The following is a 13,016-nucleotide window of genomic DNA, read 5'->3' as shown; positions in this document are numbered from 1 at the left end:
TGACTTTGGGAAAAAATCTGAACAAAGTAGTTTGGATAATCTTGTGCTTTATTATGGAAAGTGTATTTTGGGTTCCTCAATATATGCAAAGGTTACCATACGCGATGCAAGCGATAACCAGCCGGTTAACATTAAAAAGCTTCTTGTTTCGCTGGAAGAAACCATGCAACGTGAACAGATCCCGGGAACCCATGCTGTCAATAGTGAAGATACGGTCTTGTTCTGGTCTTTCTTTTTTACCTAGTTGCCGTACTTTTCATCAACGGCCGGGTAGGTATGTGTATACGGAGTCTTTAATTGTTTATTCTTTGAAATCCCATATATTAGTAGGGTTAAATAGATTTTTGACTTTTAGGTTTTGGAATTGACGCACTTTTTTTTCGCTTTTACTTCGGGTAGCTTATGGTTACTGTCCTTTCTTTTCCTGATGAACGTTCCGGGTGTTAACGTCAAAGCTAACCGATGGCTAGGAGCTTTTTACTTTATCCTTGCCTGCACTTTTACACAACTTTACATCGAATCCTCTGATTTTGTTCATCGATATCCCTTACTTATTCATTATTTGGAACTACCAAGGTGGGCTATGCTCCCCTGCTTTTATATGGCCATGCTATACTTTGTTAACCCTGGAAGGAAGTCTTTGACCATTTTTTTTCATTTTACACCTGTACTGCTTTTTCTTCTTTTTTCACTTGTGTATATTATGCCTCCATTTTCGGGAAAAGCCAATCCATTACCAGACTTACCTAATTTTGCTCCTTTGATAATCAGCCATTTCTTTTCCCTTCAACTAGTCGTTTACTGGTTGCTGTGTTTTGTCGCGGTACGCATCCATGCCCAGAATATACGCCTGATAGCTTCTTCCATCGAGCGCATCGACTTGACCTGGATAAAATATGTGCTGTTTTCACTGCTGTTCTTATTGTTTTTACGTATATCCGCAAGCGTATTTGAGCCACTATCGGCCTACCTACCGGTGCTCTATTTTCTCGGTACCGCGCTGCTTGCTTATTTTTCTTTGAAACAGGGCGTCATTTATCCTATACGGCCAGCACAGTTACACGAATTGACCGAAGTATTCAGTAAGAAACCAACAACTGAAAGACTGACTACCGAACAAGTTGACATGCTCAAAACAAAAGTTGTGACTTTCATGGAAAAGGAAAAATTATATTTGGAACCCGGACTAACATTGCCTGCGCTAGCTGATAAAATTGGGATCAGTACGCACGAGCTTTCTTATGTGTTAAATAACGGACTATCTAAAAATTTTTATCAGTTTGTTAATGAGATGCGTGTGGAGGAAGCGAAGCGTTTGCTGGCATCTGACGAGGTTAACCGTCTGGACATGCGTGGTATTGCCACCTACGCCGGATTCAATTCTAAAACCACCTTCAATACAACCTTCAAAAAAATAACCGGCCAAACGCCAACAACATTCTTAAAATCTTTCGAAAATCCCACCTAGGTCAAAAGCACTTACCCATTTATTAAAGATGTATGTAACGGTGTACCTCTAGAGCGGGAGGAATTTTGAGCCTATTAAATCATCGATCGAGCTGATTTTGTTGTTTTCGTGTAAGGAAATAAGCTTTCTGTGTAAAGATTTATTATGTTCAGGACAATTTAAATAATTTCGCCTCCTTACAAAAGTACCTAAACTTAAAAGATCTGCATGGTTCGTTTATATCTCATCCCCTTGTTATTTCTGCTGTTGTCATGTAGCCATCAACTGAAACATTCGGCGGCATATGTTCCGCAAAGAAATGATACAACAGCTATTTTTGCAAGTTGTATAAACTCTACTGAATTTGAGAGTATAACTGAAACGGAAATCGGTGACACCATAATTCTTATTAAAAGCCCCATTATAGAAAACACTTGTACAATTAAGCAGGAAGTGCAGAAGTATTCCTTGTATGCAGAAAATCCAATTTTTGGTAAGCAGACAATACATGCTTTTCCGGTTATTTCCATGGAAAACATAAGCATTGGAGGTAATAGAGCTAGCTGTCAATTGCTAAATCGGCAAACAGGCCTTCTGGGAAGTTTCAAATTGGAAAAAGGAATAGATGAAGAATGGATGGTAATCGACTTTGCCTGTTCTTCTCTTCTCAGTTATCGATACCCTTAGAAGTGTTTTACCGAATAAATTTATCAATGCATTTTCCCGATTCATATAAAAAAAGGCCGTTAAAAAAATTAATTAAAATAATCTTGAAGGTCCGGTGCAACGACTTATACATACAATACCTTTAAGGCATCTCCGCTTGTATTTTTATTTTGTTAATAAATAGATTTGTATAAATAGCTGATTACCTACTTTAGTATAACGGTTATATGCGATACGGGATCCCTCGTTGGAATATACAGGTGCTCCTATTGGTCGCTCTTCGTCAGAAAATCTTGTTGTTATACGGTTTGTTTGTCCCGTTTCAATATTCGTAAGCAGTATACTGTTATCCGCTACATATATAAACTCTTTACCACTTGGATGTATATTAAATGGGCCTTGAATGCTAAAAGCATTTTTAGTAAACTGTTATGGTTCACCACCATTTAAGGGCTTCTCTGCCTTTATTTTGCCCCGTTTTGAAGAGGATCTCATCAGTTTTCTCATTTGATGGATGGATGAACTTATTAATTAGCGTATTTTAAGTTGTATTCATCTTAAAAAATTATAATCAACAAACGAATAACACAACTGTGTGGGGTCAAGTAAATACCTACTAAATTATAGGCCCTAGCTCTTCAAGTTCTGCCTCGGTAAAAATACGAGACCGGATAATAAAACCCATATCCAACACGCTCTCTAAAGAAAACGAAGCGCCTCTACCTTCTAAAACATCCAACGTTAGTTGTGTATGTTTCCAATAAGTAAACTGATCTTTTGCCATGTAAAATTTGCAACCTTCAATTTCGCCTAGGCAAATATCGCTATCCCCAATTCTAAATTCATTTGCTTGAAAGCAGTGAGGATAAGAGCCCTCGCAACAACCACCGCTTTGATGAAATATAAGATCACCGTAATCTTCTTTTAACCGCCTTATCACTTTCGCAGCCTTTTCTGAAACTAAAATTCTTTTGGTGCCCATGGTGTTTTAAATTAATGGACGTCTCAAAACATACGATAAACAATGGTACCGTACATTTTGGACATCCTATATGTTTGAATGTATCACCCTAGAAAAAGCCCAGTTTCTGCTTACTATAGGAGATTAACATGTTCTTGGTTTGGCGATAGTGATCAAGCATCATTTTATGGTTTTCTCTACCGAAACCTGATTTTTTATATCCACCAAATGGCGCATGCGCGGGGTAAGAATGATATTGATTTACCCAAACACGGCCAGCTTGGATGGCTCTCGGAACCTGGTATATTTCATGAGCGTCACGTGTCCAAACGCCAGCTCCAAGGCCGTATAACGTATCATTGGCAATCTCAATGGCTTCTTCAACCGTTTTGAATGTTGTTACGCATACCACGGGGCCAAAAATCTCTTCTTGGAAGATGCGCATTTTATTATTCCCCTTAAAAATCGTCGGTTGTATATAATATCCTCCCCCTAAATCTTCTTCTAAGTTGTTTATTTCACCACCAAGTATTACTTCAGCTCCTTCAGACTTTCCTATTTCCAGATAGGATTTAATTTTTTCATACTGCTCATTTGATGCCTGTGCTCCCATCATACTGGCATCGTCGAGCGGATGACCTGTTTTGATCGCTTTTGTACGTTCTATAATACGAGGCATCAGCTTATCATATATGTCTTCCTGGATGAGAATGCGCGACGGACAAGTACATACTTCTCCCTGGTTAAGGGCAAATAATACCGCTCCTTCTATGGCCTTATCAAGATAATCATCATCTGCATCCGCAACTGAGCTGAAAAATATATTGGGTGATTTACCGCCGAGCTCCATGGTTGAAGGAATGATATTTTCTGCCGCATATTGCATAATTAATCTTCCAGATGTAGTGCTGCCAGTAAAGGCCACTTTCGCTATTCTTGGCGAAGAGGCTAAAGGCTTACCCACTTCTACGCCATACCCATTTACCACATTGAGTACCCCTGGAGGGATGATATCTCCAATCAGTTCCATTAAAACCATAATGGAGGCTGGAGTTTGTTCTGCAGGTTTTACCACAGTACAACACCCAGCTGCAAGCGCCGGCGCTATTTTCCAAGTGGCCATCAGTAAGGGAAAATTCCAGGGAATAATTTGTCCAACCACACCAATAGGTTCATGCAAATTAATGCTCACGGTATTTTCATCATGTTCTGAAATACTTCCTTCATCAGTGCGGATAGCGGCAGCAAAGTATCTAAAATGATCGACTACCAAAGGTAAATCTGCGTTGAGCGTTTCGCGTATAGCTTTGCCATTATCGACCGTTTCAACTGCCGCCAAATACGTTAAATTATCTTCTATTTTTTGCGCTACCTTCAATAAAATGTTACTCCTATCTGCAGCTGAGGTTTTGCTCCAAGTTTTAAAGGCACGATGTGCGGCATCTAAAGCGAGGTCAACATCTTCTTTGCTTGATCTGGCGGCCTTTGTAAAGACCTTACCATCTACCGGTGATATGTTATCAAAATATTTACCGTTTACAGGCGGCATAAATTTACCGTCTATAAAATTGTCGTATCGTTCTTTGAACGATGGTTTTTCTATAAGTGCCATAAAATCAGTTTAAAGAGTTTTATAAAAAAGTAGATTATTCGAAGATAGGTCTATAAAAACTTTATCTTTTGCACAATGTTATCAGAGTAGTGAACAATACTATCTAAGGTGTTTCGGCACGTTGATTATGTTGTACCGTAATTTGAAAATTTATAAATTTGATATTATCCCAATTGTAATATTATGGCAAATGGACAAGTATTGACTCAGGTACGATTAAGCAAAGAAAGGGAGTTAAGAACCGTTGTTGAGAACAGGAGAGCTTATACCTTGAATAATTGTGAGCTTAATGTATTCGAAACCTATCAGCGGTGCAACAAAGTCCCTTTAAAATTCAATGATTTTGTGATTACCAATATGTTGAGAGGTAAAAAAGTGATGCATCTTTTTAACAGTCCAGGGTTTGACTACCTGCCTGGCGAAACAGTTATAGTGCCTCCAGCCATCCAAATGCTTATTGATTTTCCTGACGCAACTTTAGATCAACCAACGCAATGTACCGCCTTAGCAATCGATAGGCAGCAGATTATAAATACTGTTGATTACTTAAACGAACACCATCCACGTGAAAACAACGAAATTTGGCAGCTGGACTTTACGAATTATCATTTTCTGAATGATGCAGCTTTATCTGCAACAATTAACAAGTTAATTGCAATTGGGAGCAGTGATGAGATTCATAAAGACGTACTGGCAGATTTAACACTCAAAGAGCTTTTGATTCGGATCATGCAAACACAACATTTAATACTTGTTGAGAAAGAAGGATCTTTTGTAGGAAACGAGCGTATGACCGTAGTAGTTAATTACATTCGTGAGCATTTAGCAGAAAATCTACATATAGATACGCTTTGCAAGAAAACCGGAATGAGTAAACCCGTATTTTTTAGAGTGTTTAAGCGGGAGCTGGGGGTAAGTCCAGTCGAGTTTGTAATTCGTGAGCGTATACGTTTAGCCAAAAAATACCTTTCTAATAATAGTTCTATAAAAGAAGCCTGTTTTGCTGCCGGATTTAATAGCTTAAACTATTTCTTTCGGATGTTTAAAAAACATGAAGGGATAACACCTGGTGCCTACCAAACGATCACTTAATTTCACAAATGCGATTCATGGCTAGACTAGCTCGAACATCCTATGAAGAGTATCGTATTTAATTCCTATATAATCGTTGGTAGTTTATCTCTTTATAATTTATTCCTTTGCTCATTTCTGCTTGATATCCGACAACATTTGCTCGACCTTCAGGAGACTGGTTTCCGGTTCTGGCAGGTTATTCTACTGATAGTTGACGTATTGCCATATTTCCGGCGTCTCATTCATGTTTACTGAATAAGGCTGGTAGTTTTTAAGCAATACTGTTCTGTATTTTTGTAGGATTTATCGGATGATTTTTGATTTCCAGCATTGATCCAGTCAAAAATCATTGGAAATATCCTATCCATAAAAGTTTCACTTTGTTGGATAGCTGTTTGATCGTTTATTTCCTGATTAACGGATATTACCGCATCTAAATCGGGAATTAAAATCAAGAACTGCCCACCCCAGCCCATACCGTATGTAAGTTTTTTATCCTTATACCTTTTGTGGTAAAAACAAAGCCCATATTCGGTATTTGGCAAGCCCCAGGGAGCCGGAAATGTTTTTGTAGGTTTAAGTAGAGCTTCTACCCACTTTTGAGAAACAATCGGTTTTCCTCTATAATGACCACCGTTTAGTAACAGCCTTCCTATTTTATTCATGTCAATGGTACTCATACGTACACTTAATAACCCACTGCCATCATAATAGCCATCTTTCATCTTCGCCCATTCTACCCGTTGAATACCCAAAGGTTCAAATAAGTATTTGCGAGCAAAGTCGAAGGTAGTTTGTCCGGTGGCCTTTGAAAGGATTACTGATAATAGATGGGAAGCTGCGTTGTTGTAATAAAGTTCTGTACCGGGTTCTGACAGCAGAGACTGCTTCAATACGTGACCTGACGGGTTGTTAAGCCCCAGATAAATATCCAACCGTTCCAGATTTTCATGCCACAACCCGGAAGACTGGTTCATTAGGTCCCCTAATGTAATATTAAGCTTACGTTTGTCGGTTTCGTCTTTTAGCTCGGGCAAGAAATCAGCAATCTTTGTATCAAGTGATCTGATAAAACCTTTATCAATCGCGATTCCTATCAGCACCGCCTCAACATTCTTAGTTAAGGATTGATTATTGAAAAGATCATTGTTCTCTTTACCGTTAAAAGACCCCGCATAGGCAATGCTGTCTTTTACGGACACCACGAGCGAAAAAATCGCCCGGTTATTGTTGATATGTGAAGAGGTATCAAAAAAAATCTGGGACCTCCCGGTCTCCGTGGTGACGACCAATACTAAAAAAATGATTATTCTCATGAAATAGGAATAAATACATAAATTCGACAGCTCAAAATAATCTTTTGTTGTCAAAGACGCAAACCAATTAGTGGCCGATTAATTTTGACCACCTACTATTGGAGACGATAATTGAAGTATATAACTTTTGAAGAACCACCTCGCATACGGCCTTCAGCATTAAATATGCAATAATAACACTGATAAGCACATAGCTTTTGGTAGAAGGATGGCTCAATTTTTGTCGATTCATTGTGAACTTGTTACACCTTTTGCAAACGTTATGAAATTAATAGTTATATCGATAGGTATTATCCTGATTTCTGCATGTACCTCTACTTCTGATAACTGCACGGAAACTTCCGGTAAAGACAGTGATAAAATCGAAGTTACAGGCCAGTACGGTTATGGGCCGGGGGCAGACAAAGGACGGACGGGAACCATGACCGTTTTTCCGAACGACAATAAAACCTTACTGTTCGGAATCGATTTATCGGTAGGGCCACCTTCTTATAATATGGGCGCGCTGTTCGATACCCTAACGGTTGATGAATCCGGTCATCTGGCAATTTTTGAGAACGACAAAGGCTATGGTGATAAGGGCTGTAAGTGGGAGGTGATGTTTCATGGTGATTCGTTGACTATAAAAACGCTTAATGGAGCAAACGAATGTGGCTTTGGCAATGGTGTATACGCAGATGGCACTTATCGGCTAATCGACCGGAATCTACCTGACGCCTATACAGACCAAGTTGGCGATACGATATATCAGACCAAACGCCAATGACAGGTTAAACCGCTGGTTTGGGGCTAATTAATCGCTTTTCTAGCTTGGTGAACCTGAACCCGCTACCGTCTTGTTTAAGTACCAGCACGGGATACATAAAATAATCAATATTAATTTATCTATTCGTCAGTTCTAAGAACGGTCACTGGCTTTGCATTTGCAGCTCGCAGAAGTTGATAGCTAATTATAATTAACATAATTAGGATCATCATTCCACCTGCAGCAACGAACACCCATAAATTTAGGGATGTTCTGTAGGCAAAGTCCTGTAACCATTGATTCATAAGAAAAAATGCAGCGGGAAATGCAATGAGCATGGAAAAACCAATCAGATAAAGGTAAGTTTTTGCCAGCATACCATAAATACTGTAAACATTGGCGCCGAGAAGTTTGCGGAGACCGATTTCCTTCATTCTTCTCTGTATAATAAACCCTAAGAGGCCAACCAGTCCAGATGCCGCCAGAATAATTGCAATACACGAGAAATATAAAAACAATTTACCAAGTTTTTCTTCAGCTTGGTAAAGATTTTGATAACCTTCATCCAGAAAGCTATAGTTGAAGGGCACATCTATTTCCTTTACCGCATCACGGTATGTCTCTTCCATTCTTGAAATAATATGATGCATATTTTGACGGGAATTGATTTTAAACGCCATCATAGTGGAATTTTTACTGAGCATTAACACCAAAGGTTGGGAGGAAACCTTCAAAGAACCATCATTAAAATTATCCATTACTCCCAACACGCTCAACTTAACCGGCTCACCTCCCATCTGGTAGACAGACTCGCCACCGTTTCCCTTATAACCTAGTATATCGGCTGCTTTAGCATTGATTACAACAGCAGAAGAATCGTTTATTTCGTTAGGTAAAAAGTTTCTCCCTTTTAACATCGGTATTTCTAACGTAGGAATAAAATCAGCATCCACAAACCAAGTTCGCAAGGCATGTGCCTGGCCTGGTGCTGCTGTTGCCTGTGTGTTAAAAAGGCGGGTATTATCTCCAGCATAGGCGGGCAAAAAACCGGCCATAGTACCTTTTTCCACACCATTTATAGCTAGTATGTCCTGCTTAAATGACAGCGCGTGAACACCTAAAACAGCGGTGTTGTGCAGCACAATTACTTGATTTCGGTTGTAACCCAGTGGGGTATTTAGCACAAAGTTCAGTTGCTTATACACGGTTATTGTACCGATAATTAGCATAAGCCCTGCGGCAAACTGTACCATCATCAGACCGTTTCTGAGTTTTTGTCCCTTTAAATTAAATGGAATTCGTCCCTTGAGGGCTTTTGAGGGTTGAAAAACGGAACTAAAGATAGCGGGATAAACAGATGCTAATAGCCCTGCAAAGGTGGCAATAATGAGACCTATTGGCGTGAGCCACTTTCCCGTTCCGCTAAACAGCCTGATATCTTTACCAGAAATTTGATTAAAAACAGGGAGGGAAACATACAGAAGAATGAGGCATAGTACGATTGTTATAGTAGCAATCAGTGCAGATTCTGAAAGAAACTGCAAAATAATACCCCGTCTGCCAGATCCCAGTACCTTTCGCACCCCCACTTCCTTAACGCGAGTAATCGATTGTACCGTACTGAGATTAATATAATTGAAGCATGCAATGATGAGGATAAATAATCCGATACATCCAAGCATATATACATATTTGATGTTACTCCCAACTTCCAGCTCTTCAATTGTGGAGTATAGGTGGATGTCTGTTAAAGGGAATGCATAGAATCCAAAACGCCCTCCTTTCACTTCAATGTCTTCTAATGAGCTATTTATAAAGTTTTTCAATTGTGGTTCGGCGTAGCTTTTCGTTAAATTCTTGAGATAAGCATCGATTTCTCCAATGGAAACTCCTTCGTTTGCCAACACATAAGTGGTATATCCAACATTGAGCCATATGTTGCTGCGTGAGGGGAGTTCCGGGTCATCTGCTATAGATCGTATAATATCAAAGCGAACATGAGATTGCCGAGGTAGATCTTCTATCACACCTTCTATGCTGTAATTCATGCTATCATTGAGCATAAGCGTTTTTCCAGCGACGTCAGTGTGGCCAAAATACTTCAGAGCGGTTCTTTTGGAAACAACTACTGTACCTGGACTATGAAGGAATCTATCAGGGTTTCCTTGTAAGGTAATGAAATCAAAAACACGAAATAGATTGGCATCGGCAAAAAAACTGTGCTCTTCCCGGAAAAGCTCATTGCCCGTCTTTACGACTACTTGTTCTGGCTTGATCCGAACCGCATCCGCTATCTTGGGGTAGTTATGTTTCAGAGCAGGGCCTAGTGGAGCAGGCGCGTGAGCAACATGAAACGAGCTGCCATTTACTAAAAAATCCGAGTTGATACGGAATATCCTGTCAGCTTTCGTGTGGTATCGGTCGAAACTAAATTCGTCACAAATGAAAAGGGCAATCAAAATCGCTACGGTATACCCGACAGCTAAACCAGTAATATTAATAGCCCCGAAGACTTTGTTTTTCAGCAGATTTCTAAAAGCGGTCAGCAGATAATGTCTCAGCATCTTTATGATTTATATTATCCGACCTACTAAAATTATACCACTCAATTAATAACCTGATATACAAATAATTACCATAAACAAGCAGCATACTTCGTTCAAAAACGAACACCAAATGTTCGTTTCCGACACACAACATCTTTGCTATTCAATGATGAATTAAGAAAACCACTTTCCGCTAACAACCGCTTGTTCAACTTGTTGATGCTGCCTTTTGGCACAGCTGCGTACCAGCGCTTACAGCTATAATTCAATAGCTCACCTCAATATTAAAACCCACTCCCAAGCTACCGTATTTTTTATATTTTGCCTGACTTGATTCTTTATACATCGTTCCATTACCCAGTAAACCCAGCGAGAAAAAGATGGCTTCACCTTTATGGTTTTTTCCTTCTGAAGCCACCCATTCAAGCATTACGATTACATCATCTCTTAATACAATACCGTAGTCTTTCAGATCAACCGTTACCAAACCCGTCTGCTTCGGTTCAATAGCAATCAATATGTTTTTGGTCAAAATGTTATCAAGGGGTCTATTGTCTTCTACGCTATAGAAATTCAAGCGGAAAACTGCACCGGCGCTGAGCCTGTTATGGGGAATATTGAAGTTAAAAGCTTCCACCATCGTTGGTTTCTTACGGATGTTGATTTTTATACCCATTTCTGCGCCAAGCTGGTTATATCGGAAGCCCGCACTTAAAAACCTAGATTTAGTTTTATTGCCAAGTGTCTGCTTCCGAACTCCTTTGGCTGTGATAATAACCTCGTCAAGGTTATTTGTTTCCTCTTCCAACGCAACGGATAACGCCGATCTGGTTGTTATATCTTTGATTAGCATTTTACTGGGTTTATATCCGGTTGATGAAATTTTTAAGGTGTCATTTTCATATTCTTTTTCAATCGTAAGACTGAATTTACCTTGATCGTCGGAAACCGTCCCTATTTCTCTATCTAGAATGCCTATGTTTGCATACTGCAACGGCGTTTTTGATCTGGCATCAACTATATGTCCAGACAATTGTACCTTAAGTCCACTTTTAGTGCTACTTTTTTCCATTTGAAATGGGATTATCGAAATATTATCTTTTGTGATTAAATCTGTCCACACCTGATTAAACTCGGAATTTCTACTTTTAAGTATTTTGTTAAAAAAAGCCAAGGCAGTATTCGTCAAGTCTGTATATATGTTGACCGAAGCGTCAGAAGCATTTAATACGGATGGGATACAGATAAAGTCTTCATGCCTACTGTCTGTAAAACGCAAATAGTATTTCTCTGCATTTGACTTTTTGTAATAATCGTACACTGCTGTTGGCACAAACTCATTTAGTTTATCTCCGCTTTCAAAATATAGGTATGCCGTATGCAGACTTTCTGGATTTAGCAGGTTGGCTTTGTGTATGGCGTTAATATACTCATCATTATCTTGACCGTCTGCTTCATTGGCGTACAGATTACGATCATTGATATCTCCAAAATAATGTGATTCTGAGCCATCAAATGAAACCATGGCTTTTATGTTAGGGTTTCTATTGAGTAAAACGCCCCCACCCATTCCTCCCCAACTGCAGCCAAGCACGCCGATTTTATCGAAATCGATATTGAACATTTCTTTTTCTTTCAGGTATTCCAACGCGAATTCAGCGTCGTATACCTGCTCCATCATATCCTTCATTTCATTGGTCATGTTACCCGGGTATTGTCCTACTGACCAGATAGAAACCACCACAAACCCGCTTTGCGCAAGTTTTTCCAGTACCTTATAATTCTCAAAACCCATTCCGTTGAGGCCTGCCATGTAAATTATTATTGGATGCTGTTTATTATCCACCGGAAGATCCACATAACTATCTGTGACAATATGAAGTAAGTCTTGGCCATTCATTCCCAGGCCTAATTCGGCAACGTAATATTGTGCCAATTCATTGGTTATTCCAGAATAGTCTTCATTATCTTGATAGGCAACCGCCCGTTGTTCAAATAGCGTAAAAAGTTCACCAAAATGCATAGGCTCGCCTTTATTTTTAGAAGATGGATACCAAATATCTAAATCAACCGGTCGATAATGTAGTCTGTCGTTTTCGCGCGTGGCTGGCTTATATAGTCTACTTGTATCGCTTAATGTTAGCGACATAAAGCCGGCATAGCAATTATCCTGGCCGAATATAGGCATTGGGATGAGGAGAATTAAAAGGTAGAGAGCCGTTCTCAAAGTCATAATTTCTTAGTGAGCGATAGTTGTTGTAATAGCTCCGATAGACAGACCTTATATATTAGGTTGATCAATCTTATTGCAAATTAAACCCGACCAGTACCAGAACCTAGTATTTTAACATTTTTAACGCTATTGGATATTCTCGGGCATAATTGGCTTTTGCCCAATTTGGTACTGACAACTAGACGATAACGCTGTTAAGGCGGCGTTAGCTAATCCGGCTGACAGCTTGAGAAGTGAATAATTTCAGCTAATTTCACTATGTTTCCAGAATAAACTGCTAAGCTAAGCAACTTAAAACACTACCTAGCAATTTAGATATTTGTTAATTACGTAGTCCCGACTGCCTCGACAGCAACTCTAGTATAGCTTGATCATGTTCACTTTGATAAATATAAAAAGAAACGTAAATTCGGGAA

Annotated in this window: 10 protein-coding genes; 5 read left to right on the top strand and 5 right to left on the bottom strand. The window is 39.3% G+C overall.

The window, feature by feature from the left end:
* Positions 1–31 precede the first annotated feature (31 nt).
* The 3 genes from H8S90_RS13445 (at position 32) to H8S90_RS13435 (ending at position 2,134) form a co-directional block, all read left to right on the top strand.
* Positions 32–244, top strand: coding sequence for a hypothetical protein (locus tag H8S90_RS13445; RefSeq protein WP_187338386.1), 213 nt, complete (start codon positions 32–34; stop codon positions 242–244).
* A 114-nt stretch (positions 245–358) separates the two neighbouring features.
* Positions 359–1,468: an AraC family transcriptional regulator gene (locus H8S90_RS13440; RefSeq protein ID WP_187338385.1), complete on the top strand. Its 1,110-nt coding sequence runs from the start codon at positions 359–361 to the stop codon at positions 1,466–1,468.
* Between the two features lie 207 nt (positions 1,469–1,675).
* Positions 1,676–2,134 (top strand): hypothetical protein, encoded by a 459-nt coding sequence (locus tag H8S90_RS13435; protein ID WP_187338384.1) that lies wholly within the window; start codon positions 1,676–1,678, stop codon positions 2,132–2,134.
* A 595-nt stretch (positions 2,135–2,729) separates the two neighbouring features.
* Here H8S90_RS13435 and H8S90_RS13430 read toward each other — a convergent pair.
* Both H8S90_RS13430 and H8S90_RS13425 read right to left on the bottom strand, forming a co-directional pair.
* A complete protein-coding gene (locus tag H8S90_RS13430; RefSeq protein WP_187338383.1) occupies positions 2,730–3,095 on the bottom strand; it encodes a DUF779 domain-containing protein in 366 nt (121 codons plus the stop codon).
* 88 nt (positions 3,096–3,183) lie between these two features.
* Positions 3,184–4,686, bottom strand: a complete 1,503-nt coding sequence (locus tag H8S90_RS13425) for an aldehyde dehydrogenase family protein (RefSeq protein WP_187338382.1) — start codon at positions 4,684–4,686, stop codon at positions 3,184–3,186.
* A 183-nt stretch (positions 4,687–4,869) separates the two neighbouring features.
* Here H8S90_RS13425 and H8S90_RS13420 point away from each other — a divergent pair, with 183 nt between their 5' ends.
* The gene (locus H8S90_RS13420) at positions 4,870–5,778 is read left to right on the top strand and encodes an AraC family transcriptional regulator (RefSeq protein ID WP_187338381.1); all 909 of its coding nucleotides are present in this window, start codon (positions 4,870–4,872) and stop codon (positions 5,776–5,778) included.
* 230 nt (positions 5,779–6,008) lie between these two features.
* Here H8S90_RS13420 and H8S90_RS13415 read toward each other — a convergent pair whose 3' ends face one another.
* A complete protein-coding gene (locus H8S90_RS13415) occupies positions 6,009–7,076 on the bottom strand; it encodes a serine hydrolase (RefSeq protein WP_187338380.1) in 1,068 nt (355 codons plus the stop codon).
* 262 nt (positions 7,077–7,338) lie between these two features.
* On the opposite strand from H8S90_RS13415, the gene H8S90_RS13410 reads away from it, so the two are divergent.
* The gene (locus H8S90_RS13410) at positions 7,339–7,842 is read left to right on the top strand and encodes a hypothetical protein (protein ID WP_187338379.1); all 504 of its coding nucleotides are present in this window, start codon (positions 7,339–7,341) and stop codon (positions 7,840–7,842) included.
* A gap of 119 nt (positions 7,843–7,961) precedes the next feature.
* Here the strand turns inward: H8S90_RS13410 and H8S90_RS13405 are convergent, their stop codons facing one another.
* On the bottom strand, positions 7,962–10,385 hold the full coding sequence (locus tag H8S90_RS13405; RefSeq protein WP_187338378.1) for an FtsX-like permease family protein: 2,424 nt from the start codon (positions 10,383–10,385) through the stop codon (positions 7,962–7,964).
* A 247-nt stretch (positions 10,386–10,632) separates the two neighbouring features.
* Entirely contained in the window at positions 10,633–12,516 is a 1,884-nt protein-coding gene (locus tag H8S90_RS13400; RefSeq protein WP_187338377.1) for a carboxypeptidase-like regulatory domain-containing protein, read from the bottom strand.
* Positions 12,517–13,016: the final 500 nt, after the last annotated feature.

It is taken from the genome of Olivibacter sp. SDN3 (genome assembly GCF_014334135.1).
GTDB lineage: Bacteria > Bacteroidota > Bacteroidia > Sphingobacteriales > Sphingobacteriaceae > Olivibacter.
Note: the sequence above shows the minus strand (reverse complement) of the source record. Positions and strands in the feature narration are given on the sequence as shown.

What these genes read in the sequence shown, in the direction of transcription:
- H8S90_RS13410 (WP_187338379.1), top strand. Translation starts at nt 7,339, where the DNA reads ATGAAATTAATAGTTATATCGATAGGTATTATCCTGATTTCTGCATGT.
- H8S90_RS13435 (WP_187338384.1), top strand. Translation starts at nt 1,676, where the DNA reads ATGGTTCGTTTATATCTCATCCCCTTGTTATTTCTGCTGTTGTCATGT.
- H8S90_RS13400 (WP_187338377.1), bottom strand. Translation starts at nt 12,516, where the DNA reads ATGTCGCTAACATTAAGCGATACAAGTAGACTATATAAGCCAGCCACG.
- H8S90_RS13425 (WP_187338382.1), bottom strand. Translation starts at nt 4,686, where the DNA reads ATGGCACTTATAGAAAAACCATCGTTCAAAGAACGATACGACAATTTT.
- H8S90_RS13405 (WP_187338378.1), bottom strand. Translation starts at nt 10,385, where the DNA reads ATGCTGAGACATTATCTGCTGACCGCTTTTAGAAATCTGCTGAAAAAC.
- H8S90_RS13415 (WP_187338380.1), bottom strand. Translation starts at nt 7,076, where the DNA reads ATGAGAATAATCATTTTTTTAGTATTGGTCGTCACCACGGAGACCGGG.
- H8S90_RS13420 (WP_187338381.1), top strand. Translation starts at nt 4,870, where the DNA reads ATGGCAAATGGACAAGTATTGACTCAGGTACGATTAAGCAAAGAAAGG.
- H8S90_RS13430 (WP_187338383.1), bottom strand. Translation starts at nt 3,095, where the DNA reads ATGGGCACCAAAAGAATTTTAGTTTCAGAAAAGGCTGCGAAAGTGATA.